Genomic DNA, 18748 nt, shown 5'->3' on the forward strand with positions numbered 1-18748 from the left:
ACCCCGGGTGTGTTCGTGCAGCGGGTGGTCGAGCTGACCCCGGAGCAGGCCGCGGACAAGCGGATCGAGAAGCGCACGGTGCGACCCAAGGGAGAGCCGGCATGAGCTGGAGTCGTGAGGAGATGGCGGCGCGGGCGGCCTCGGAGCTGGCCGATGGCAGCTATGTGAATCTGGGGATCGGTCTGCCGACGTTGGTGCCGAACTATGTCGGGGACGACGTGGAGCTGGTGCTGCAGTCCGAGAACGGTGTCCTGGGCACCGGCGCCTACCCGGTGGAGGGTGAGGAGGACGCCGATCTGATCAACGCGGGCAAGGAGACGGTCACGTTGCGTCCGGGTGCCTCGTTCTTCGACTCCGCGACCAGCTTCGGGATGATCCGCGGTGGGAAGATCGATGCGGCGATCCTGGGGGCGATGCAGGTCTCGAGGACCGGCGACATCGCGAACTGGATGATCCCGGGGAAGATGGTCAAGGGCATGGGCGGTGCGATGGACCTGGTCCATGGCGCGAAGCGGGTGATCGTGCTGATGGAGCACAACGCCAAGGACGGGTCCTACAAGATCGTCGAGGAGTGCTCGCTGCCCTACACCGGCCGGGGAGTCGTCGAGCGGATCATCACCGACCTGTGTGTCCTCGACGTCACCGAGAACGGTCTCGAGCTCGTGGAGCTCGCCCCCGGAGTCACCGAGGACGAGGTCCGCGAGAAGACCGAGCCCGAGGTCCTCAGCCCGCGACGATAGGCTGCCGTAGGCGGCATACTGACCTCCGCCGACGAACCCCCAGCCCAGGAGGAGCCGTGTCCGTCCGCGCCGTGCGTGGTGCCACCCAGCTCGAGACCGACACCCGCGACCACATGCTCGACCGGGTCGCCGAGATGGTGCGGGACGTGATGACCTCGAACTCCCTGGAGCTCGAGGACTTCGTCAGCATCATCTTCACCGCCACCTCCGACCTCCACTCCGAGTTCCCGGCGTACGCCGCCCGGCAGTTGGGCTTCGACGACGTACCCCTGATCTGCGCCCGCGAGCTGGAGATCGAGGGCTCGATGCCCCGGGTAGTGCGGATGATGGCGCACGTCGAGACCGAGCTCTCCCGCAAGGACGTCACCCACGTCTACCTGCACGGTGCCGCCGCGCTGCGACGCGACCTGAACCGGGTCCGCGAGGTCCCGGATGCCTGACCGGATCAGCGATCGGCATGGCTGAGCCTGGACAGGCTCGCGCGGAGCTGGTCGGTCCGGTCCACGTCGTCGGCGCCGGCCTGCTGGGGACCTCGGTCGGCCTGGCCGCGGCCGGGGCCGGGCTCGAGGTGTGGCTCAGCGACGCCAACCGCGAGCACGTGCGCACGGCGAGCGGCCTGGGCGCGGGCATCCCCGCGCCCGCAGCCGGGGTGGCCCAGCTCACCGTCGTCGCCGTACCTCCTGACCACATCGCGTCGGCGGTGGTCGAGGCGCTCGAACGCGGCGGCGTCGTCACCGACGTCGGCAGCGTGAAGAGCCTGCCGCTGGCCCAGATCGCCGACCACGTCGGGGAGGACCTGCTGGCGCGCTACGTGGGCAGTCACCCGATGGCCGGCAGCGAACGCTCCGGACCGCTGGCCGCGACGGCTGCCCTGTTCGACGGCCGGCCGTGGGCGATCACCCCGCACGTCCACTCCTCGCCCGACGCGGTGGCACTGGTGGAGTCCCTGGCCGTGCTGTGTCGTGCGGAGCCGGTCCGGCTCTCCCCGGTCGAGCACGACCGTGCCGTCGCACGCACCTCCCACCTGCCGCACCTGCTCGCCGTACTCACCGCCGGGCAGCTCGCCGAGGCCGAGCCCGAGCACCTCTCGCTGTCGGGTCAGGGGGTGCGCGACGTCACCCGGATCGCGGGCGGCGACCCCGACCTGTGGAGCCAGATCCTGCGCGCCAACCACGCCGCCGTGGGGGAGATTCTGCGCGACGTGCAGGGGGAGCTGGGTCGTCTCGTGGAGGTGCTCGCCGCCGACGACCCCGACCAGCTCGGGGAGATCCTCACCCGCGGTGTCGCAGGCACCCGCGCGATCCCGGGCAAGCACGGTGGTCCGCTGCTCCGCACCGCCTCGGTGTTCGTCTCGGTGCCCGACCACCCCGGAGAGCTCTCCCGGCTGTTCGCCGACGTGGGCGACATCGGGGTCAACATCGAGGACCTGCACATCGACCACGACCCCGGCCGACCGGTCGGCCTGGTGGAGCTGGTGGTGCAGGACACAGCAGCGGAGTCGCTCCGCGCCTCGCTCGAGACCAGGGAATGGGTCACTCACCGGTAAGGTTGAGGTTTGCAGCAACGCCCCCGCCGGGGGACTCGAGACAGCGGGAGTTCAGCGCAGTGTCCATCACCGGATCCACCACTGGGATCAGCAGCGTCGTCGTGGCGATGGACGGCCCCTCCGGGTCGGGCAAGTCCAGCACTGCTCGCGGCGTCGCGACGCGCCTCGGCCTGCGCTACCTCGACACCGGCGCCCAGTTCCGCGCGATGACCGCCTGGATGCTCCAGCACGCCGTCGACCTCGAGGACCCGGACGCCATCGCGGCCCGCTCCGGCGAACCCGAGCTCGTCTCCGGCACCGACCCGCAGGACCCCACGATCACCGTGGACGGCGACGACGTCGCCGTCCGGATCCGCTCCCAGGAGATCACCGACCACGTCAGCGCGGTCGCCTCGGTGCCGCAGGTTCGCCAGCGCCTCCTGGAGCTGCAGCGCTCCATCATCGGCGCCGGCGGGATCGTCGTGGAGGGCCGGGACATCGGCTCCGTGGTGGCCCCCGACGCGACGGTGAAGCTCTTCCTCACCGCTGACCCGGCAGCCCGCGCGGCCCGCCGTACGGCGGAGAACGGCGCCGGTACCGTCGAGGCGACCCAGGCCGACCTGCTCCGCCGCGACGCGATCGACAGCGGCCGCGCCGCTGCGCCGCTGCTGATGCCCGACGGCGCCATCCACCTCGACACCACGCCGTACACCCTCGACGAGGTCGTCGAGCAGGTCGTCGACATCATCGGGCAGGCCGTCGCGGCCCCCGCCGAACCCACCCGGTCCTCGGCGTCCTCAGCGTCCTCAGCGTCCTCGGGGGCGCCGGGATGAGCCGGTCATGAGCCCGGCTCTCCCCATCGCCGGTGGAGAGCTGCCCTCGACCATCGGGGTGCCGGCCCCGCGCACGGGACTGCTCCGCGGCGGTCGTCCGGTCGCGCAGCGGCTGCTGCGGGCGTGGTACGACGTCGAGCTGTACGGCGCCGACCGGGTGCCCTCGACCGGACCGCTCGTGATGGCGGCCAACCACGTGGGCTGGATCGACGGTCCGTTGCTGGCGATCTTCACACCGCGGCCGGTGCACGCACTGACCAAGCAGGAGATGTTCGACCGGCGTGGCCTCGGAGAGTTCCTGCTGGCCGCGGGACAGATCCCGCTGGACCGGTTCCGGGTCGACGTGGCGGCGATCCGCAGCGCCGTCCGGACGCTCCAGGCAGGGCGGGCCGTCGGGGTGTTCCCCGAGGGCACCCGCGGCCCGGGGGACATGACCTCCCCGCGTGCCGGAGCCGCCTACCTGGCGCTGGTCACCGGAGCCCCCGTGGTCCCGGTGTCCTTCCTCGGCACGCGGGTGCCCGGCGGCGCCGACGGGTCGATCCCGCCGCGCGGCACCAGGATCGCGATGACCTTCGGGGAGCCGGTCCACCTGCCGAAGAGCCCGTGGCCGCGCACCCAGCACCAGGTTGCCGAGGCGGCGCAAGCCGTGACCTCGGCGATCCTCCAGACCATCCGAGAGGCCCAGGAGAGGACCGGCATGACCTTGCCCGGTCCGCTGGGTCCCAAGCGTGAGAAGAAGAAGGCATGAGCAACGACATCGACAGCACCGAGTCCGCCGACGTGCGGGTTCCGATCCTGGCCGTCGTCGGCCGCCCCAACGTGGGCAAGTCGACGCTGGTCAACCGCATCATCGGCCGACGGGAGGCCGTGGTCGAGGACAAGCCCGGCGTCACCCGCGACCGGGTCTCCTACGACGCGCACTGGAACGGCCGCGCGTTCACCGTCGTGGACACCGGTGGCTGGGACCCCGATGCCAAGGGGCTGGCCGAGAGCATCCGCGCCCAGGCCGAGATCGCGGTGAACATCGCCGACGCGGTGATGTTCGTCGTCGACGCCGGGGTCGGGGTCACCGACCACGACGAGGCCGTGGTCCGGATCCTGCGCAAGTCGGGCAAGCCCGTCGTACTCGCGGCGAACAAGGTGGACGACCAGCGGGCCGAGGCCGAGGCCTACGGGCTGTGGAACCTCGGGCTCGGTGAGCCGATCCCGGTATCCGCACTGCACGGCCGGGGCTCCGGCGACCTGCTCGACGCGGTGCTGGAGGCCCTGCCGGAAACCCCGCAGGAGTCCTTCGAGCCGGTCGGCGGGCCGCGCCGGATCGCGATCATCGGACGCCCCAACGTCGGCAAGTCCTCGCTGCTGAACAAGCTGGCGGGGGAGAACCGCGTGGTCGTCGACGACGCCTCCGGCACGACCGTCGACCCGGTCGACGAGCTGATCGAGCTCGGCGGCAGGACCTGGCGGTTCATCGACACCGCCGGCATCCGCAAGCGGGTGAAGACCGCGTCGGGGCACGAGTACTACGCCTCGCTGCGCACCGAGACCGCCATCGAGCGCGCCGAGGTCTGCATCCTGGTCATCGACGGCTCCCAGTCAGTCTCCGAGCAGGACATGCGGATCATCCAGACGGTGCGCGACTCCGGCCGCGCGCTGGTGATCGCGTTCAACAAGTGGGACCTCGTCGACGAGGAGCGCCGTTACTACCTCGACCGTGAGGTGGAGCGCGACCTGGTGCAGGTGCAGTGGGCGCCACGGATCAACGTGACGGCCCGCACCGGCTGGCACATCGACCGGATCGTGCCGGCGCTGGAGAAGGCCCTGGAGGGCTGGGAGACCCGGGTCACCACCGGCCAGCTCAACTCCTTCCTGGGCCGCCTGGTCGCCGAGCACCCGCACCCGGTGCGCAGCGGCAAGCAGCCCAAGGTCCTGTTCGGCACCCAGGCCACCACCGCCCCGCCGATCTTCGTGCTGTTCACCAGCGGCAAGCTGGACGCCGGCTACGAGCGCTTCATCGAGCGCCGCCTGCGCGAGGAGTTCGGCTTCATCGGTACGCCGATCCAGCTCGAGGTGCGCCCGCGGGAGAAGCGCAAGCGCTAGTCCTCCGAGACCCATGTAAATCGGGGTTATGGACGCTCATCAAGGCCGGGACCGGCCAGTGAGCGTCCACAAGCCGTGCGAAGTTAGGGCCGTGGGAACGGGGGCGACCAGCCCGATTCGGGGACGACGCAGGGGCTGGGGTAAGGTTCCATTCGCCTCGCCAATCGACCAGAACACCGGATTGATCGAGGCTTTCGGGCTGTGGCGCAGCTTGGTAGCGCACTTGACTGGGGGTCAAGGGGTCGCAGGTTCAAATCCTGTCAGCCCGACCGAATTCAGGCTCGGAGATCTGTGATCTCCGAGCCTGAAAGCGTCTGAGATTTGATACACCCTCCACTTCCCCTCCACTTTCAGATCGCGCCCCCGGCGAATCCCGGTCCGGCACCCACGGTGCTCCTGACGGTTCCGGATGACTCCCGTCGGTGCCGGAGCGCGTGCGCACCTGTCCTGCATGGACACGATGTCGAACCCAGCGGCCGCCTTGGAGCCACTGCTGAGCACCCAGCAGCTCGCCGACTACCTCGGCGTCCCGGTGAAGACGATCTACGAGTGGCGCACAGGCGGTCACGGGCCGTGCGCCGTGCCGGTCGGTCGACATTTGAAGTTCGCGGTCTCCGACGTTCAGGCCTGGGTTGCACAACAGCGCGAGAACTCCCCGGGGCGCGTGCTCGAGCGGGGTGATCTGATGCCCAGACCGCGCACCCCGATCGGGACCTTCGGGCAGATCGAGTTCACCAGGATGCCCAATGGCACGGTCCGGGCACGTACGAGGTGCAAGGACGCCGATGGCAGGCTTCGCCGCATCGAGGTCGCCGTACCCACGCGCAAGCACATCATGGAGGTGAACCACTTGTAGGGTGCGGCCATGGAAGAGTCGGTCGCGCAAAGGCTGCATCAGGTCATTCAGCCGGTGCACTCCTTCATATATTTCGCCCCGGAGCCGGCCTCGGAGTATGCCGCCCTCGGCTACACCACCCACGCGGGCTACTTTGCCGGACGCGGAGCCGCGCTTGGGCCGGTCAGCGCTGAGGTGCTCACCGCGACCTTCTTCAACTTTCGCCATGACACGGTCGTCGCGGGTACGCCTTCGGACTGGACGCGGGCCGACACCGACGCCATCCAGCAGGCGCGTTACCGCGCAGTCGGGGCGGCGCTGGACCGGTTGGCCTCGGGGGTGCTGTCGGAGACTGAGATCGCCGAGGCGACGGACTTGTGTCAACGTGCCTGCGACCGGATCGGATACGAGGGCAAGCCGCTCGCGGCTGGCAACCGGTCGGCTCCACTGCCCGCCGACCCGCTCGTGAAGCTCTGGCAGCTCCTTGCCGTCATCAGGGAATGGCGCGGCGACGCCCACGTCGCGGTCCTCTGCTCAGAGCCGCTCACGGCACTGGAGGCCCTGGTGCTCGAGAGCAACCGGTCGTTGCCGGTCAAGCTGCTCAAGGCGACGCGTGGTTGGTCGCAGGACGAGTGGAGCGGCACCGTCGAACGACTGGCTGCGCGGGGACTGGTCACCTCGGGCGGTGAGCTCACCGATGCCGGCAACCGGTTCCGCGACGCCATCGAGGAACGCACGGACCGAGCGAATCTGCCCCTGTGGGAGACGATCGGTGAGGAGGCAACGATCCGGTTGCACGACCTGTTGGTCCCCCTGCGTTCAGCGATCGTCCGGAACGGCGGCTTCGCACGTCGCGACGCAGCGTTCGGGTGAGCTGTCGGTCGGCGGGCTCGTCAGTGCCCGTCGGCGCGACTTCGCCAAGCCACGCCATGGGGGTGGGAGAGTCATGGTCGTTCCACGCCGGCGCTCCGCACGCTCGCTGTACGGGCGCAACATGCGCCAGCTGGTTCTGAGTCAGGGGCTGGTGAGCGGGCCTCCGACGGCCCGCCAGTCGATCAGGCCGCGGCTCATGTTGACCGCCTCGAAGCCGTTCTCCAGGAGCAGGTTCGCCGCGCCCGCGGAGCGGATGCCGCCCGTGCAGAAGGTGATCAGCAGACGGTCGTCGGGGAGCTCGAGGCAGCGTTCGGCAAGCTCCTCCAGCGGCAGGTGTACGGCGTGCGGGATGTGCGCCCGGTTCCACTCGAAGTCCCGTCGGACGTCCACGATGAGCGCGCCGTCGGCGACCCGTCGTACCGCTTCGGCGGCGGTGATGGCTGGGGGTCGGTGCAGGTAGTGCCGCAGGCTCATCCTCGCCGGCCCTCCAGTTGCAGGTTGACCAGCGTGAGTGGGCCGCTCAGCACTGGCACGAGCGCACCGACACGGGTCCGCGTCCGCAGGCCACGACACAGGAGCGCGGTGACAGCGACGGTCAGGTAGAGCGCTCCGTGGATCGGGCCGAGGAGCCCGGTCACCGAGGGGTCGTGTGCGGTGGGGAGATTTGCCAGCAGTGCGAGGACGCTGATGAGCTCGAGCGCGGAGAGCGTGCCCAGCACGCGCAGCGGGGTCACGGCGTGCTCGATCCTGGGCGGATGACCATCAGCACCACCACGACGGCCCACAGCAGGTTGAAGACGCCCGCGAGCATGCCCAGTCGACGCAGCTGGCTGCCGTCGTCAGGTGAGCCGAGTGCCTCCTCCTGACGCGGCGTGATCTGCAGCGCGAGCAGGCCGCCGGCGCCGGCGGTGAGCACCATCGCGATGACGACCCAGACCTCCGTCGTACGGCCCTGTACGCCGGCCAGCGCGAGGCCGACGACAGGGACGACGAGCGCCAGGACGCCGTAGAAGCGGGTGATCCGGTGCAGCAACCGCGCGGTCTCGAGGCTCCGCTCGGTGGCTCCGGCGCCGCCGAACATGACGGTCACGGGCGCGTAGCGGGGGAACAGGCTGGTGGCCACGGCGACGGGCCCGACGAACAGGATGCCCGCGACGACGTGGAGGGACAGCAACAGTGACTCCATAACCTTCAGGTTATCTGAAGGTGGTTAGGACTCGCCGGTCACCCTGCCCATGTGTGCACGGAGCGCCTCGGTCAGCTCGGGGTGCCGCGCGGTGAACTCCACGTCGAGCTGCTCCACCACCTGTGCCGCGCGAGCCAGCAGGTCCTCGCCCTCGGCGGTCACCCGCAGGCTGGACGCGGACCCCGCGTGGGCGGTGCCGTCGTCGACGAGCCCGGCGTCGACCAGCGCCGCCACCATCGTGTGCGTGCTCTGCACCGTGATCCGTGAACGGCGGGCGAGCTCGCTGAAGGAGATGCCTGGAGTCCCGCGGACGTGGCCGAGCAGCCCGTACTTGCGGGTGGTCAGGCCCAGTGGCTTCAGGGCGCTGCTGAACGATTCCTCCCACACCCGGGTGATCGTCAGCAGCGCGACGACGGGGCTGAACGGAGGCGGCGCGGGCATGTGGGCAGGTTAGACGAGGAGGCGGACGCTCTCGGAATCCGTGGGAGCGACGGTCGTCCACCAAGCGCTTGCACCTTTCGATGGAGCCCGTGAGGTTCATGCCTTTGCCTCAGGTGGGCAGCGGCGCAGACACCTAGCGTCAAGGGGAAAGCGCATCCCAAGAGCCACAGAAGGGAGCGGTCATGACCGCCATCGACACCACCACGAGTACGCCGCCTCGCGCAGACCGGCTCGGCCTCATCCGCCGCCACCCCCTGCTGTCCTTCTTCATCCTCGCGAACCTGCTGAGCTGGATCGCCTGGGCGCCGTACGTGCTGTCGGAGGACGCCCTCGGTGTCCTTCCCATCCACATCAACGAGATCGCCGGGATGCTTCCCGGTGCCTACCTGGGGCCGATCTTCTCGGCCTTCCTCGTCACGGCGATCACCGACGGGCGGCAGGGAGTGCGCGACTGGGCCGGACGTCTGCTGCGTTGGCGGGTCGCTCCGCGCTGGTACGCGGTCGCCCTTCTCGGGATCCCCGCGGGGATGCTGCTGACCGGACTCGCCTTCTCCGGGGGCGACGTCCACGCACCCTCCGCCATGGCGCTCGCCATGTACGTCCCCATGCTGGTCGTTCAGTTCGTCACGACGGGACTGGCCGAGGAGCCGGGCTGGCGCGACTTCGCCCTGCCGCGCTTGCAGGCCCGTTTCCGTCCCCTCGTCGCGTCGATGATCCTCGGCCCCATCTGGGCCGTGTGGCACCTGCCCCTGTTCTTCACGCCCTGGGGGGACTACCCGGATGCCAGCTGGACCCGGGCAGCGGCATTCCTGCTGTTCTGCGTCGGGTTCAACTTCGTCATGACCTGGATCTTCAACCGGACGGGGGAGAGCCTGCCCGTGGCGATCCTCGCCCACGTCAGTGTCAACTCCTTTGCCTCCCTGATCTGGGGCGAGATGTTCCCCGGGATCGACGGCGACTCGTGGACGCACGCACTGGCCGCGGGAGCGCTCGTCGCCGGGGGAGCGGTGATCATCGGCACGCGCGGCCGGTTGGGCTACTCCGGGCCGCTCACGAGGTAGGACATGGAGTCACCGCGACCCCGGGGCCCAACCGGGCCTCGGGGTCCTGCGCTCAGGACCCGGTCCTCGAACCCGATGGCCCTGCTGCACGACGATCTCATCGGGGCCGGTGGCCCCGGGCGTTCGTGGCGAAGGGTCACCCTGCCCGCGGCCTCGGGGACGGTTGGCGTCTACCCCTTCGGAACGCTCCGGGTCTGGGTGATCTGCTCGGCGAGTTGTCGCAGCTTCAGGTTCTTGTTGCGTGACAGCCTGGTCAGTACGTCGAAAGCGCGGTCAGCGTCCAGGTCGAACCGCTCCATGACGATGCCAGTTGCCTGGCCGATCACCGTCCGGCTACCCAGTGCCTTCTCCAGGTTCTCCACTTGTTGGGCCCCCGCCAGGGCAACACCGACGTGCGCTGCGAGAGCGAGACCGTCGTGCTCGTCGTCGGCACTGAAAGCGGAACGGACCTTGCCGTAGAGGTTCAACGCGCCGAGGCTGTCACCGCTGGAGAACAGGCGGTAGCTGACGATGCTGAAAAGTCCTAGTCGCCCGGAAACTTCGCGACCCCAGTCCGGCCACCGCTCGTCGCGGGACAGATCGCTGCTGCGAACGGTGTCGTGCTCCTGCAGGGCGTCGATGCAGGGCCCTTCCTTCAATTCATGTTGCAGGGCGTCCACTTCGCGAAGTGAGTCGATGCTCGTCGCGTGGGTGTCGACACGCTCTCCGCGGTAGACGACGCACACGCCAGCGGCGTCGCAGCCGGGCAGGATCTTGGTTGCGATGTCCACCGCGCGCTGCATCGCTTCCTTGGGGCTGGCCTCGTCCTGCATCCCCCTGGCCGCGGTTGCCAGCTCGACGCTGAAGTCCTCGTAGTTAGGCATCAGAGCAGGATGTCCCAAGGGCTGACGCCGTGCCAACCCGGCACGCGCGGGACGAGGCGTCGTGTAGAGCCCTCCCGCTCAGTGGCTTGTTCAACTGCGGCTGACCGAGTCGCGCGCAGTCATCGGGCAGGCCATGGGGCTACTCATGCGCGCGGCCAGCCTCACTGACGTCGCAGCCTTCCAGGTGTCTGTGCCTTCGCTCGATGAACGCCAATAGCAAGGTGCGCGTCCTCGCGCAGCGCATGGTCGATGAGGCCGGCAAGGCCGGGCTGCCCCTGCGCTCCCGGGCAGACGGCTGAGCCTCGCTCGAGGTTAGGCCTCGATGTCACCAGCGCGGCGCCGCTGGCGAGCGGCGGCCGGGGTACTGAGCGCTGGCGTCCTATCGGGCGCGTCACCCCGGCCCTCATGAGGAGTAGACGTGGAGAAGTCGATGGTGTTCCTCATCCCCGCTCCTGGTCATCGCGATCGCAGTGATGGCCTGCTGGTGATCGGCCTGCTGGTGATCAGCCAGCTGGCTACCTAGAGACGGCGGGTGCCGAAAGGGCCCCGGTCACCTGGTGGTGTCCGGGGCCCCTCAACAACTGTGGGTCAGCGAGCGTCGCGGTCGTCGTCGAAGAAGTCGCGGCTGCCGGACTTCGCGAGTCCCCGGCTGATCATGTAGCCGATGGTCAGGAAGGTGACGTAGCGCCAGGCCTCCTGGGCTCCGAAGTCGCTCGAGTCGACCATCGCCGAGGCGATCAGGACGGCGATGACGGCGACGACGTAGGCGATGAGCTCGGTGGTCTTGAACGACGCCTTGGTCTCGGTGCTGACGCGGCGGGCCGGGCTGTAGGCGTGGTCGCCGGTCGCGTGGTGGTCGTTGTGGGTGGCGGTGTCGATGTTCGACATGGAGACTCCTGTTGCGTAGTGCAGGCACAGATGCCTCGCTGTTGAAGCGCGTAGTGCAAGCGTGAATGCCCGCCAGTTGGCGGGACACGTACACATTGCCCCCAGGGAGCGCGCTCAACCGAAGTATCCGAGTGATCCGAGTCTCACTCAGAGAATCAAGGCTAGAAATGCCCGAGTAGCCACGCGTCTCGGGGCTCGGTGCCTACCAGGCGTCTGGGGTGTCCTGGTCGGGGTCCGGTGTGTCGCCCGGGTCCTCCCCGGGGGCGATGGGGTTCACGGAGGGTTCGGAGTCAGTGCCCGGGTCGCTGATCGGCTCGCTGGTTGTCGTTGGCATGGCTGCTTCGTACGTGGCCCCGATGGACGGTGGGCATCCGTTGCTGAACAAGTGTCCTCACTGCGTCCTTGCGCGTCCGCTGAGCACGAGTACGCAGTTCAGCACGGCTACAACCCGTCTGGCTCCGAACCAGATTCGCAGCCTCCACCTGCTCGAGGGCACCACACCGGAGTCGGAGTGACGCCGAGGCGGTTGGCGACCCAGCCGATCGTGCTCGGTGGTCGCCATATCGGTGGGCGAATCTGGTTGCCCGTGGGCCGCGGACAGAGCTTGCCTGACCTACACACGTGAAAGGGAGCCGCCGCTTCCGGCCCCGACGTACCCGACCTGCAAGCACTCACCGGCATCAAGCACACGTCACCGTTCTGTGGCTACCTCTGTTACTTCGCCACGCCGAGAAAGCCCTGCTCGCCGTCGAGGTACTGGAACGCGTCGACGCGGGCATGCTGGCGCCCTCTCGGGATGCCAGATTCCGGTTACGCGGGTTCGGTCCACCGGCGGCTGCCGGAACCTCAGGACAGCGCCTTGAGGTTAGCCAGCACGATCCCGTGGATGAACAAGCTCAGATCAGGCGCACGGGATCTCACCGACGCGGTGGCGGAGCTGTCCCAGGATGCGGCTGAGAATTCGTGACACCTGCATCTGGGTCACCCCTAGCCTCTCGCCGATCTCACGCTGGCTCAGTCCTTGGTAGAAGCGCAGGCGGAGGATCAGCCGGTCACGTTCATCCAGCGTGCGAAGCACGGGATCGAGCATCAGGCGGGCCTCGGCAGTGTCGCGGTCGCTGTCCTCGTCGGGCACCAGGTCGCCCAAGGTCGCGGTGTATCCCTCGCCGCCGACCGGGTGGTCCAGGGAAGTCACCGTGAAGTAGCCATCGCTCGCCAGGGCCTCGATGACGGATTCGGCGGGCTCGTCCAGATGCCGGGCGATCTCCAGAGGCTGAGGGGATCGCCCCAGTTGGTGGGAGAGCTCAGCTTCCGCGGCGTTGATGCGGGCCTGGAGCTCCTGGATCCTGCGCGTGGGCCGGATCATCCAGGCGTGGTCGCGGAAGTGCTTGCGCAGTTCTCCACGGATCGTGGGGGCCGCATAGGACAAGAACTCATTGCCGGTGGTGACGTCGTAGCCTCGCGCTGCCTTCGTCAGGGCCATCGCGGCCACCTGTCTGAGGTCTTCGAGGGGTACGCCGCGGGAGCGGTAACGAGCCGCTTGGGCGTGGGCGTAGTCGAGATGCAGCTCGATCACGGTGTTCAGCAGCTCGCGCCGTTCGTGCTCGCACGCGCACGTCTGGGCCAGCTCGAAGAGCTCGCGGGTGCGGACAGAGCGTTCTTCGGATGCGCTGTGTCGTACCGCGTTGCGGGTCTGTAGGGAAGCAGTCATGGCACACCAACCGTGACGTCTCCAAGGAGACGGAGTGGTGAGTGCCGCTCGTTTGGAGCACCCAGGAGCCTGGTCGATTGGCTTCAACGAGGCAGACGTCGCCCAGAGGGGCAACTTGGTGTGTAAGTCTAATCACCGTGTGGCCGGCCCGGCAAACACCGAGGCCCCAAGTTGGCGCTTCAGGCGCCTGGGCTCGGCACATGCGTGCTGGGACGCTCGCCCCGGCGCATGATCGGCAGCCGCTCGACCCGGCCAGCAGCCTGCGCCAAGGCGTGGCTCGAGCGCTGGAGGGTGCGGGCCAATCGGGGTTGGCTGCGGGCGGTGACCTCGAGAAGGTCACGCTCCGCCGACTCCTCGGTCGTGACGCCCGGCCGCTTCCCGCCGTCGACCTCAGCCTGTCGACACCAGGCGTCCCCACCCCAGCAGCGTCGCTACGTCGGCGGCAATGGCCGGCTTGGCGATGCAGAGCTCGCGTGTGTCGCCGACGATGGATGCGCGACTTGTTCGAACGGGAGCGCGTTGAGGATGGTGGGCCTCTCTCGGGCACGACTTCATGCTCCTGAGGGACTTGGTGGGAAGTGCCTCGCTGAGGTTGGTCATGAAGCTCCGGGTCAGAGCTCGGCAACGACCTCGACCCGGTCGCCCTGGCAAACGACGCGGGCGGTCGTGTCGTACTGGTTGCCCGCGAGCTGAAGGCGCACCGGGTGCCCCGTGGTGAAGTTTCGCCACCACGTCTTCCGGCTGGGAACCCCCACGTCGATGCGCACAGTGCTGCCGTCGACCACGTACTGCGTGACGAGTCGGTGCGGCTGACCTGAGCGTCGGCCGAGGTACTCGACCACGGCGAGTCTGCGTCCCAGACGCCGACCAGCCTCGCTCTGGAGCACCGGGATGAGCAGCCGGTTGAACACGAGGTTCGTCGGGGCGAACGGTCCGCGGGCGGATGACCCCATGTGTCGATCGTCCTGCGTGCGTGTCGAGGTGCGTAGTGCCGAAGGTCCCAGGCCAGGGCGTGCTGCAGGACTTCGGTCCCTGTCGCCTCGGGCGGGGTTGGGTCATCGTTGAGCTGTCCACGGACGATGCGGAGGACCCGATGCGTGGTTGGGCAGTCAGCGGCAGGGCCGGTGGGCCGGGAAGACTGGTCGAGGTCGAACGCGACCAGCCTGCTCCCGGGGCGTTCGAGGTGGTCGTCCGGGTCGAGGCGTGCGGCGTGTGTCGCACGGACCTGCACCTGGCGGACGGAGATCTGGCTCCTCGCGCCGCACGTCGGATACCGGGACACGAGGTGGTCGGCAACGTGGTCGCGGTCGGTGGCCAAGCGAGCCGGTTCCGCATCGGGGACCGGGCCGCGATCGCCTGGCTGCGCCACACCTGCGGCGTGTGCGGCGCCTGCAGACGGGGCCGGGAGAACCTGTGCCGTTCCGCGTCGTTCACCGGGTGGGACGCAGACGGCGGGTTCGCGGAGTACGCCGTCGTACACGAGGCGTATGCCTACGCGCTACCCACGTCCGTGCCGGCGGAGCAGCTCGCCCCGCTGCTGTGTTCGGGCATCATCGGCTACCGCGCACTCAAGCGAGCGCAGCTTCCTCCGGGAGGCCGCCTGGGCATCTACGGGTTCGGTGCCAGTGCTCACCTCACGGCCCAGCTCGCCCTTGCCCAGGGTTACGAGGTCCACGTGCTGACGAGGGGTGAGTCCGCGCGCCGCCTGGCCCTCGAGCTGGGAGCAGCATCGGCCGGCGCGGCCACCGACGCCCCGCCCGTACCGCTGCACGGCGCGGTGCTCTTCGCGCCGGCCGGTGAGCTGGTGCCGGTTGCGCTGGCGGCGCTGGAGCAGGGCGGCACCCTCGCGGTGGCAGGCATCCATCTCGGCGACATACCCGTCCTCGACTACCAACGACACCTGTTCCGCGAGCGCACGCTCACCAGCGTCACCGCCAACACACGTGCGGACGGGGAGGAGTTCTTGCGGCTGGCCGCTGCGGTGGGAATCACGCCGCACGTGACCGGCTATCGGTTCGAGGAGGCCGACCGGGCACTGGACGACCTGGCCGAGGGAACGCTGACGGGTGCGGCGGTCCTGGTCCTCAGCTGAGGGCGCCGCGGTCACGACTGAATCGGTTCCTGAACAGCGCAGCGGTGCGCCCCACGTTCAGGCTCACTTCTCGGACAGCGTGAGAGTCGTGGCATAGGCGTCCGACTCCACGTGCAGGTCCCGGTCGGTCTGGGAGGAGACCACCTGGGCCAGAGCCTCTTGCGGCAGGGGAGGGATGACGACGAGGCGGGCAGCTGGTCTCGTGCCCGTCGTACTGCTCGTCAGCCTGAGCTGGTGCTCCGGGGACAGATCGGGCAGGACGGCAGCGAGGAGCGCCCTGCCGAGGGCGGTGTCGCGCTCGGCGTCGAAGCCGGGGCGGATGTCGATCCGGCCTCCGGCCGTGCGGAAGAGCTGAACCTGGCGCCGGAGCTCAGGGGTGTAGAAACCCGGGATGTAGAGGTCGTCGCGGGCCAGGTGCTGCAGGGTTCGGGCTCGTTCCCGCGACTTCGGGTCGCTGTGGCTCAGCGAGCCTTCCGCGATCTGGTCCAGCCACGGGGCGATCTCGTCCCTGGTCATGGCGAGGTGCCGGTCGGATGCCTCCACCAAGGACTTCTGCTCATGGCTGGCGGCCATGGCGACCTGGAGACGTCTGCGCTCCCGGTCGACGACGCGACCGGCCCGGCTGACGAAGGCGCCGATGAGGCAGGAGCACACTGCCGGTGTGACCGTGGCCTGCAGGGCCCCGGTGGCCTGCAGGGTCGAGGTCGAGGGGTCGATCCAGATGCTCAGCCAGACCGTGAGCAGCTGCGGGACGGTCAGCAGCCAGATCAGTCGGAGGGGTACGAAGTAGGCGAAGATGAACAGCGGCAGCTCCGCCAGGGCGATCGGCCACGACGCGTATCCCTGCGTCGCGCCCGGCCCTGCGAGGTAGAGACCGATACCCGTCAGGGCGCTGAGCCCACAGCTCCACGACGTCAGACCCAGCACGGTGGGCGCCCGGGTCTCGATGCTGCGGACGGCGCAGACCAGCACGACCACCAGCGTCGGGGCGAGCATCGCCAACGGCAGCGGGTGACTCGCCTCGTCGGTGTGGCGCGCGGCCAGGATCAGGTGGGCGACCACCATGGGCGCGACGATCCGTCGGGCAACGCGCCTGTTTCCCGTGGCTGCCCAGATGTTCTCGTAGTGCGTGGCGGTCGTCGCTCGGGCCGGCTGCGGTTCTGCGCGCGGTGACCAGGTCAGGGTCACGGTGGTGCCATCTCGGGGGTCATGGGTGACCGTCGCGTGGCCACCTGCGGTTGCCATCCGTCCCAGGATCGAGTGCTTGATGCCGAAGCCGGTCAAGGCTCCGCTGATGGGGCGACCGTGGTCCACGACCTGGACCCGCACCCCCGACGCGTCGGCGTGCACGTTCAGGTCGACCTCGTCCACGCCTGCATGGCGCACGGCGTTGCGACAGGCCTCGCGGCTCGCTCCTCGAAGAGCGGCGAGGACGCCGGTGGGTACGACGCAGGCGTCATCGGTCGTGTCGAGCCGCAGTCGCACCCGGAGGGCGCTCTCGGCCTCCAGAGTGGTCCGGAGCTCTCGCACCCAGGCATCGAACGAGACCTGGGTGCGAGGGGCTGCTCGACTAGGCATCTGCTCGATCGAAGGAGGCGACCGAGCGGACAGCCTCCTTGCAGGCGCGGCGTACCAGGAGACGGTCCTCGAACGGCAGCTCCGAGACCGCTCGCAGGGCGCTGAGCACGTCGTCGTGGAGGACGCGCCGGACCGCGTCGGCCGCAGCAGCCTCGGTCTCCTTGCGTTCGAGGTCCAGCTCGGCGGCCGCAGCGGCTGCGGCGGACCGATCCGCGCTGCGCGCAGCGGACACCACGGACGCCCCGAAGGCTGAGCAGGCGATCACGGTGCACGCGTTGAGCACGAGGGTGTCCAGTGAGGTCGACAGCACGTCTGCACCCTGGGCGCCCGGCTGGAGGAAGACATAGGCGTAGAACGCGGGCGCCAGGCACAGCGCGACCACCGGCGGCCTGAACGTCATGGCGCAGCACAGGCAGTAGGCCACGAGGACCAGATCGCTCGGGAAGCGAAGCGGGGTTCCGGCAACGCCGGAAAGGGGCAGGCTGCACAGCACCGTCAAGCCGAGCAAAGTCACGTTCACAAGACCTGAGCGCCCCCGGACCAGCTGCGCCGCGACCCACAGCTGACAGGCGGCGACGAGCAGGAAGCCTGCCTGTGGTGTTCCGCTGAGGTCCTCGGACATGGCGACGCCCAGCGACACCGCAGCGAGACAGATCAGGCCCATGCCGAGCGGGAAGAACATCGCGCGCCGGACGCTCAGGGCCATCGGACCGTCGTCCGGAAGCCAGAGCAGGAGCAGGTCGAGGCGCACGTCCACGATGTTTCACTGCGAACCCCGCGGTGACCTGCGAGTTCTCACGCCGTGGGACACGATCTTGGCTGCTGTCAGCGGTCCTCGTCCCAGTTGGCGATCATCACCGCGAGCGGTGGGATGACCGCCGCGACGGCGGACATCACGACAGCCGCCGTCGTGGACCAGAGCCGGACCAGGCCCCACGCCAGCGCGATCAGGGTGATGCAGGTGCCCATCAGGGCCAGGTACCAGCGCCGGCGCCGTCTCAGGCGGGCGCTGTGCGCCTCGCGAGCGTCGCTCACCGTGAAGCGTCGGCGGTCGTGCTCCATCACCCCAGTCTCACACCCACAGCGTCCGCCGCACGTACTCGGTCGGGTGCGGTGACAGGGCGCGGAGCCAGCGACCGACCAGGACGACACTGACCCCCAGGAGGGCGGCACTGGGCCCTGCATCCGCAGCCAGGGTGACGTGTCCGTCCTCGACGAAGCCGGCGAGGACACCGGCCCACAGGGCCGCGAACAGGGTGACGATCTTGATCAACGCCACTGCGGCCAACGGGCCGGCGACCCGGTGCCCGCGCAACAGCATCACCCCGACTGCCGCGACGGCGGGCAGCACGATCACGAGGTCGAGGACGTAGACCGGGTACGCCGCTCCACCGGGTCCGGCCGGTGAGGGCGCAGCCCCGCCGAACGCGAACGGAAGCAGGACGCTGAGCCACAGGGCGGCGAACATCGCGGCGACGGCGACGAGCAGCCAACCCGTGGTGCGTTCCAGGCGCCGGCTGGGCACCCGCGGCCACGCCTCGGCGCGGAGTCGCAGCAGGCCGTCCAGGAAGGCCGCTCCCGAGACGGTGACGATGACGGCGTACACGAGGAAGAACCGGTTCATCGGGAGTCCGATGAGGTAGATCGCGTAGCTGTAGGCGACATAGGCGAGCAGCCCGAGACGAACCAGGTGGGCCCGCGGTGAGGTCCGCCGCAGGAGTACCAGCAGCAGGCCTGCGACCCCGATGCTGCACAGGTCCTGGGCACGGGCAGCCACTACGGTCTCGTGGGCGATTCCTCTGTAGGGGTCGGCCGCGACGAAGCCGTAGACCGACGAGGCCACGATGCCCGAGGCGAGGACCAGGCCCGTAGCGACGCCCCACGACCATCGTGGAGGCGAGGCTGCCAAGGTCAGGGTCGGGTGGTTGAGCGGAATGGTCATGGCAACCTCCTCGATGAGCCCTCCTGGCGAGACCTCTCAAGTCAGTCAGGTGAGAGCCGGTCGCTCTCAACTTCAGCCTTGGG

Annotated in this window: 22 protein-coding genes, 1 tRNA gene and 1 pseudogene; 11 read left to right on the forward strand and 13 right to left on the reverse strand. The window is 69.2% G+C overall.

The features are described from left to right. Positions 1–101 precede the first annotated feature (101 nt). The 9 genes from AC4BGB_RS00005 (at position 102) to AC4BGB_RS00045 (ending at position 6903) form a co-directional block, all read left to right on the forward strand. On the forward strand, positions 102–740 hold the full coding sequence (locus AC4BGB_RS00005) for a CoA transferase subunit B (protein WP_490543893.1): 639 nt from the start codon (positions 102–104) through the stop codon (positions 738–740). Positions 741–796: 56 nt separating this feature from the next. Further along, positions 797–1180, forward strand: coding sequence for a chorismate mutase (aroH, locus tag AC4BGB_RS00010; RefSeq protein ID WP_490543894.1), 384 nt, complete (start codon positions 797–799; stop codon positions 1178–1180). Positions 1181–1197: 17 nt separating this feature from the next. Further along, complete coding sequence (locus tag AC4BGB_RS00015) at positions 1198–2286, forward strand: prephenate dehydrogenase (protein WP_490543895.1); 1089 nt, start codon at positions 1198–1200, stop codon at positions 2284–2286. A 59-nt stretch (positions 2287–2345) separates the two neighbouring features. Further along, positions 2346–3098: a (d)CMP kinase gene (gene cmk, locus AC4BGB_RS00020; RefSeq protein WP_490543897.1), complete on the forward strand. Its 753-nt coding sequence runs from the start codon at positions 2346–2348 to the stop codon at positions 3096–3098. A gap of 7 nt (positions 3099–3105) precedes the next feature. Then, entirely contained in the window at positions 3106–3846 is a 741-nt protein-coding gene (locus AC4BGB_RS00025) for a lysophospholipid acyltransferase family protein (RefSeq protein ID WP_490543898.1), read from the forward strand. Then, positions 3843–5195, forward strand: coding sequence for a ribosome biogenesis GTPase Der (gene der, locus AC4BGB_RS00030; RefSeq protein ID WP_490543899.1), 1353 nt, complete (start codon positions 3843–3845; stop codon positions 5193–5195). The genes AC4BGB_RS00025 and der overlap by 4 nt, the downstream gene beginning before the upstream one ends. Before the next feature lie 195 nt (positions 5196–5390). Further along, positions 5391–5464 (forward strand) — tRNA-Pro (locus AC4BGB_RS00035). Between the two features lie 191 nt (positions 5465–5655). Then, complete coding sequence (locus AC4BGB_RS00040) at positions 5656–6051, forward strand: helix-turn-helix domain-containing protein (protein ID WP_490543901.1); 396 nt, start codon at positions 5656–5658, stop codon at positions 6049–6051. A 9-nt stretch (positions 6052–6060) separates the two neighbouring features. After that, positions 6061–6903 carry an SCO6745 family protein gene (locus AC4BGB_RS00045; protein WP_490543902.1) on the forward strand — a complete coding sequence of 281 codons (843 nt, stop codon included), beginning with the start codon at positions 6061–6063 and terminating at the stop codon, positions 6901–6903. A 141-nt stretch (positions 6904–7044) separates the two neighbouring features. On the opposite strand, the gene AC4BGB_RS00050 is transcribed toward AC4BGB_RS00045, so the two are convergent. Genes AC4BGB_RS00050 through AC4BGB_RS00065 form a run of 4 tightly spaced genes read right to left on the reverse strand, consistent with a single transcriptional unit; the run spans position 7045 to position 8530 of the window. Further along, complete coding sequence (locus tag AC4BGB_RS00050; RefSeq protein ID WP_490543903.1) at positions 7045–7377, reverse strand: rhodanese-like domain-containing protein; 333 nt, start codon at positions 7375–7377, stop codon at positions 7045–7047. Beyond that, positions 7374–7637 carry a hypothetical protein gene (locus AC4BGB_RS00055; RefSeq protein ID WP_490543905.1) on the reverse strand — a complete coding sequence of 88 codons (264 nt, stop codon included), beginning with the start codon at positions 7635–7637 and terminating at the stop codon, positions 7374–7376. Before AC4BGB_RS00055 ends, AC4BGB_RS00050 begins: the two co-directional genes overlap by 4 nt. Then, a complete protein-coding gene (locus AC4BGB_RS00060; protein ID WP_490543906.1) occupies positions 7634–8089 on the reverse strand; it encodes a hypothetical protein in 456 nt (151 codons plus the stop codon). Before AC4BGB_RS00060 ends, AC4BGB_RS00055 begins: the two co-directional genes overlap by 4 nt. A 24-nt stretch (positions 8090–8113) precedes the next feature. Further along, positions 8114–8530: a MarR family winged helix-turn-helix transcriptional regulator gene (locus tag AC4BGB_RS00065; protein WP_490543908.1), complete on the reverse strand. Its 417-nt coding sequence runs from the start codon at positions 8528–8530 to the stop codon at positions 8114–8116. A gap of 605 nt (positions 8531–9135) precedes the next feature. On the opposite strand from AC4BGB_RS00065, the pseudogene AC4BGB_RS00070 reads away from it, so the two are divergent. Next, a pseudogene (locus AC4BGB_RS00070) lies at positions 9136–9429 on the forward strand (CPBP family intramembrane glutamic endopeptidase); the annotation flags it as partial. 332 nt (positions 9430–9761) lie between these two features. On the opposite strand, the gene AC4BGB_RS00075 reads toward AC4BGB_RS00070, so the two are convergent. The 5 genes from AC4BGB_RS00075 to AC4BGB_RS00095 all read right to left on the reverse strand — a co-directional run bounded on the left by AC4BGB_RS00075 (position 9762) and on the right by AC4BGB_RS00095 (position 14006). Continuing rightward, positions 9762–10454, reverse strand: coding sequence for a GAF and ANTAR domain-containing protein (locus AC4BGB_RS00075; RefSeq protein ID WP_490543909.1), 693 nt, complete (start codon positions 10452–10454; stop codon positions 9762–9764). A gap of 588 nt (positions 10455–11042) precedes the next feature. Beyond that, positions 11043–11342 (reverse strand): hypothetical protein, encoded by a 300-nt coding sequence (locus tag AC4BGB_RS00080; RefSeq protein ID WP_490543911.1) that lies wholly within the window; start codon positions 11340–11342, stop codon positions 11043–11045. Positions 11343–11544: 202 nt separating this feature from the next. Next, positions 11545–11676, reverse strand: coding sequence for a hypothetical protein (locus tag AC4BGB_RS00085; RefSeq protein ID WP_490543913.1), 132 nt, complete (start codon positions 11674–11676; stop codon positions 11545–11547). Between the two features lie 567 nt (positions 11677–12243). Next, on the reverse strand, positions 12244–12918 hold the full coding sequence (locus AC4BGB_RS00090) for a sigma-70 family RNA polymerase sigma factor (RefSeq protein ID WP_490543914.1): 675 nt from the start codon (positions 12916–12918) through the stop codon (positions 12244–12246). Between the two features lie 746 nt (positions 12919–13664). Then, the gene (locus AC4BGB_RS00095) at positions 13665–14006 is read right to left on the reverse strand and encodes a nitroreductase/quinone reductase family protein (protein ID WP_490543915.1); all 342 of its coding nucleotides are present in this window, start codon (positions 14004–14006) and stop codon (positions 13665–13667) included. 140 nt (positions 14007–14146) lie between these two features. On the opposite strand from AC4BGB_RS00095, the gene AC4BGB_RS00100 reads away from it, so the two are divergent. Next, a complete protein-coding gene (locus AC4BGB_RS00100; RefSeq protein ID WP_490543917.1) occupies positions 14147–15145 on the forward strand; it encodes a zinc-binding alcohol dehydrogenase family protein in 999 nt (332 codons plus the stop codon). 63 nt (positions 15146–15208) lie between these two features. Here AC4BGB_RS00100 and AC4BGB_RS00105 read toward each other — a convergent pair whose 3' ends face one another. The 4 genes from AC4BGB_RS00105 to AC4BGB_RS00120 form a co-directional block, all read right to left on the reverse strand. Continuing rightward, entirely contained in the window at positions 15209–16723 is a 1515-nt protein-coding gene (locus tag AC4BGB_RS00105; protein WP_490543918.1) for a sensor histidine kinase, read from the reverse strand. Next, positions 16716–17480, reverse strand: coding sequence for a hypothetical protein (locus AC4BGB_RS00110; RefSeq protein ID WP_490543920.1), 765 nt, complete (start codon positions 17478–17480; stop codon positions 16716–16718). Before AC4BGB_RS00110 ends, AC4BGB_RS00105 begins: the two co-directional genes overlap by 8 nt. Positions 17481–17548: 68 nt before the next feature. Beyond that, entirely contained in the window at positions 17549–17785 is a 237-nt protein-coding gene (locus tag AC4BGB_RS00115; protein WP_490543922.1) for a DUF3099 domain-containing protein, read from the reverse strand. A 10-nt stretch (positions 17786–17795) separates the two neighbouring features. After that, positions 17796–18665, reverse strand: coding sequence for a hypothetical protein (locus tag AC4BGB_RS00120; RefSeq protein ID WP_490543924.1), 870 nt, complete (start codon positions 18663–18665; stop codon positions 17796–17798). Between the last annotated feature and the right edge of the window lie 83 nt (positions 18666–18748).

This window comes from Nocardioides sp. Z30_9 (genome assembly GCF_058215735.1).

Bases quoted from the DNA above. Each gene is read 5' to 3' on its own strand.
- AC4BGB_RS00005 (WP_490543893.1), top strand. From the start codon at position 102: ATGAGCTGGAGTCGTGAGGAGATGGCGGCGCGGGCGGCCTCGGAGCTG.
- AC4BGB_RS00015 (WP_490543895.1), top strand. From the start codon at position 1,198: ATGGCTGAGCCTGGACAGGCTCGCGCGGAGCTGGTCGGTCCGGTCCAC.
- AC4BGB_RS00025 (WP_490543898.1), top strand. From the start codon at position 3,106: ATGAGCCCGGCTCTCCCCATCGCCGGTGGAGAGCTGCCCTCGACCATC.
- der (WP_490543899.1), top strand. From the start codon at position 3,843: ATGAGCAACGACATCGACAGCACCGAGTCCGCCGACGTGCGGGTTCCG.
- AC4BGB_RS00040 (WP_490543901.1), top strand. From the start codon at position 5,656: ATGTCGAACCCAGCGGCCGCCTTGGAGCCACTGCTGAGCACCCAGCAG.
- AC4BGB_RS00045 (WP_490543902.1), top strand. From the start codon at position 6,061: ATGGAAGAGTCGGTCGCGCAAAGGCTGCATCAGGTCATTCAGCCGGTG.
- AC4BGB_RS00050 (WP_490543903.1), bottom strand. From the start codon at position 7,377: ATGAGCCTGCGGCACTACCTGCACCGACCCCCAGCCATCACCGCCGCC.
- AC4BGB_RS00060 (WP_490543906.1), bottom strand. From the start codon at position 8,089: ATGGAGTCACTGTTGCTGTCCCTCCACGTCGTCGCGGGCATCCTGTTC.
- AC4BGB_RS00065 (WP_490543908.1), bottom strand. From the start codon at position 8,530: ATGCCCGCGCCGCCTCCGTTCAGCCCCGTCGTCGCGCTGCTGACGATC.
- AC4BGB_RS00075 (WP_490543909.1), bottom strand. From the start codon at position 10,454: ATGCCTAACTACGAGGACTTCAGCGTCGAGCTGGCAACCGCGGCCAGG.
- AC4BGB_RS00080 (WP_490543911.1), bottom strand. From the start codon at position 11,342: ATGTCGAACATCGACACCGCCACCCACAACGACCACCACGCGACCGGC.
- AC4BGB_RS00085 (WP_490543913.1), bottom strand. From the start codon at position 11,676: ATGCCAACGACAACCAGCGAGCCGATCAGCGACCCGGGCACTGACTCC.
- AC4BGB_RS00095 (WP_490543915.1), bottom strand. From the start codon at position 14,006: ATGGGGTCATCCGCCCGCGGACCGTTCGCCCCGACGAACCTCGTGTTC.
- AC4BGB_RS00100 (WP_490543917.1), top strand. From the start codon at position 14,147: ATGCGTGGTTGGGCAGTCAGCGGCAGGGCCGGTGGGCCGGGAAGACTG.
- AC4BGB_RS00105 (WP_490543918.1), bottom strand. From the start codon at position 16,723: ATGCCTAGTCGAGCAGCCCCTCGCACCCAGGTCTCGTTCGATGCCTGG.
- AC4BGB_RS00115 (WP_490543922.1), bottom strand. From the start codon at position 17,785: ATGGAGCACGACCGCCGACGCTTCACGGTGAGCGACGCTCGCGAGGCG.
- AC4BGB_RS00120 (WP_490543924.1), bottom strand. From the start codon at position 18,665: ATGACCATTCCGCTCAACCACCCGACCCTGACCTTGGCAGCCTCGCCT.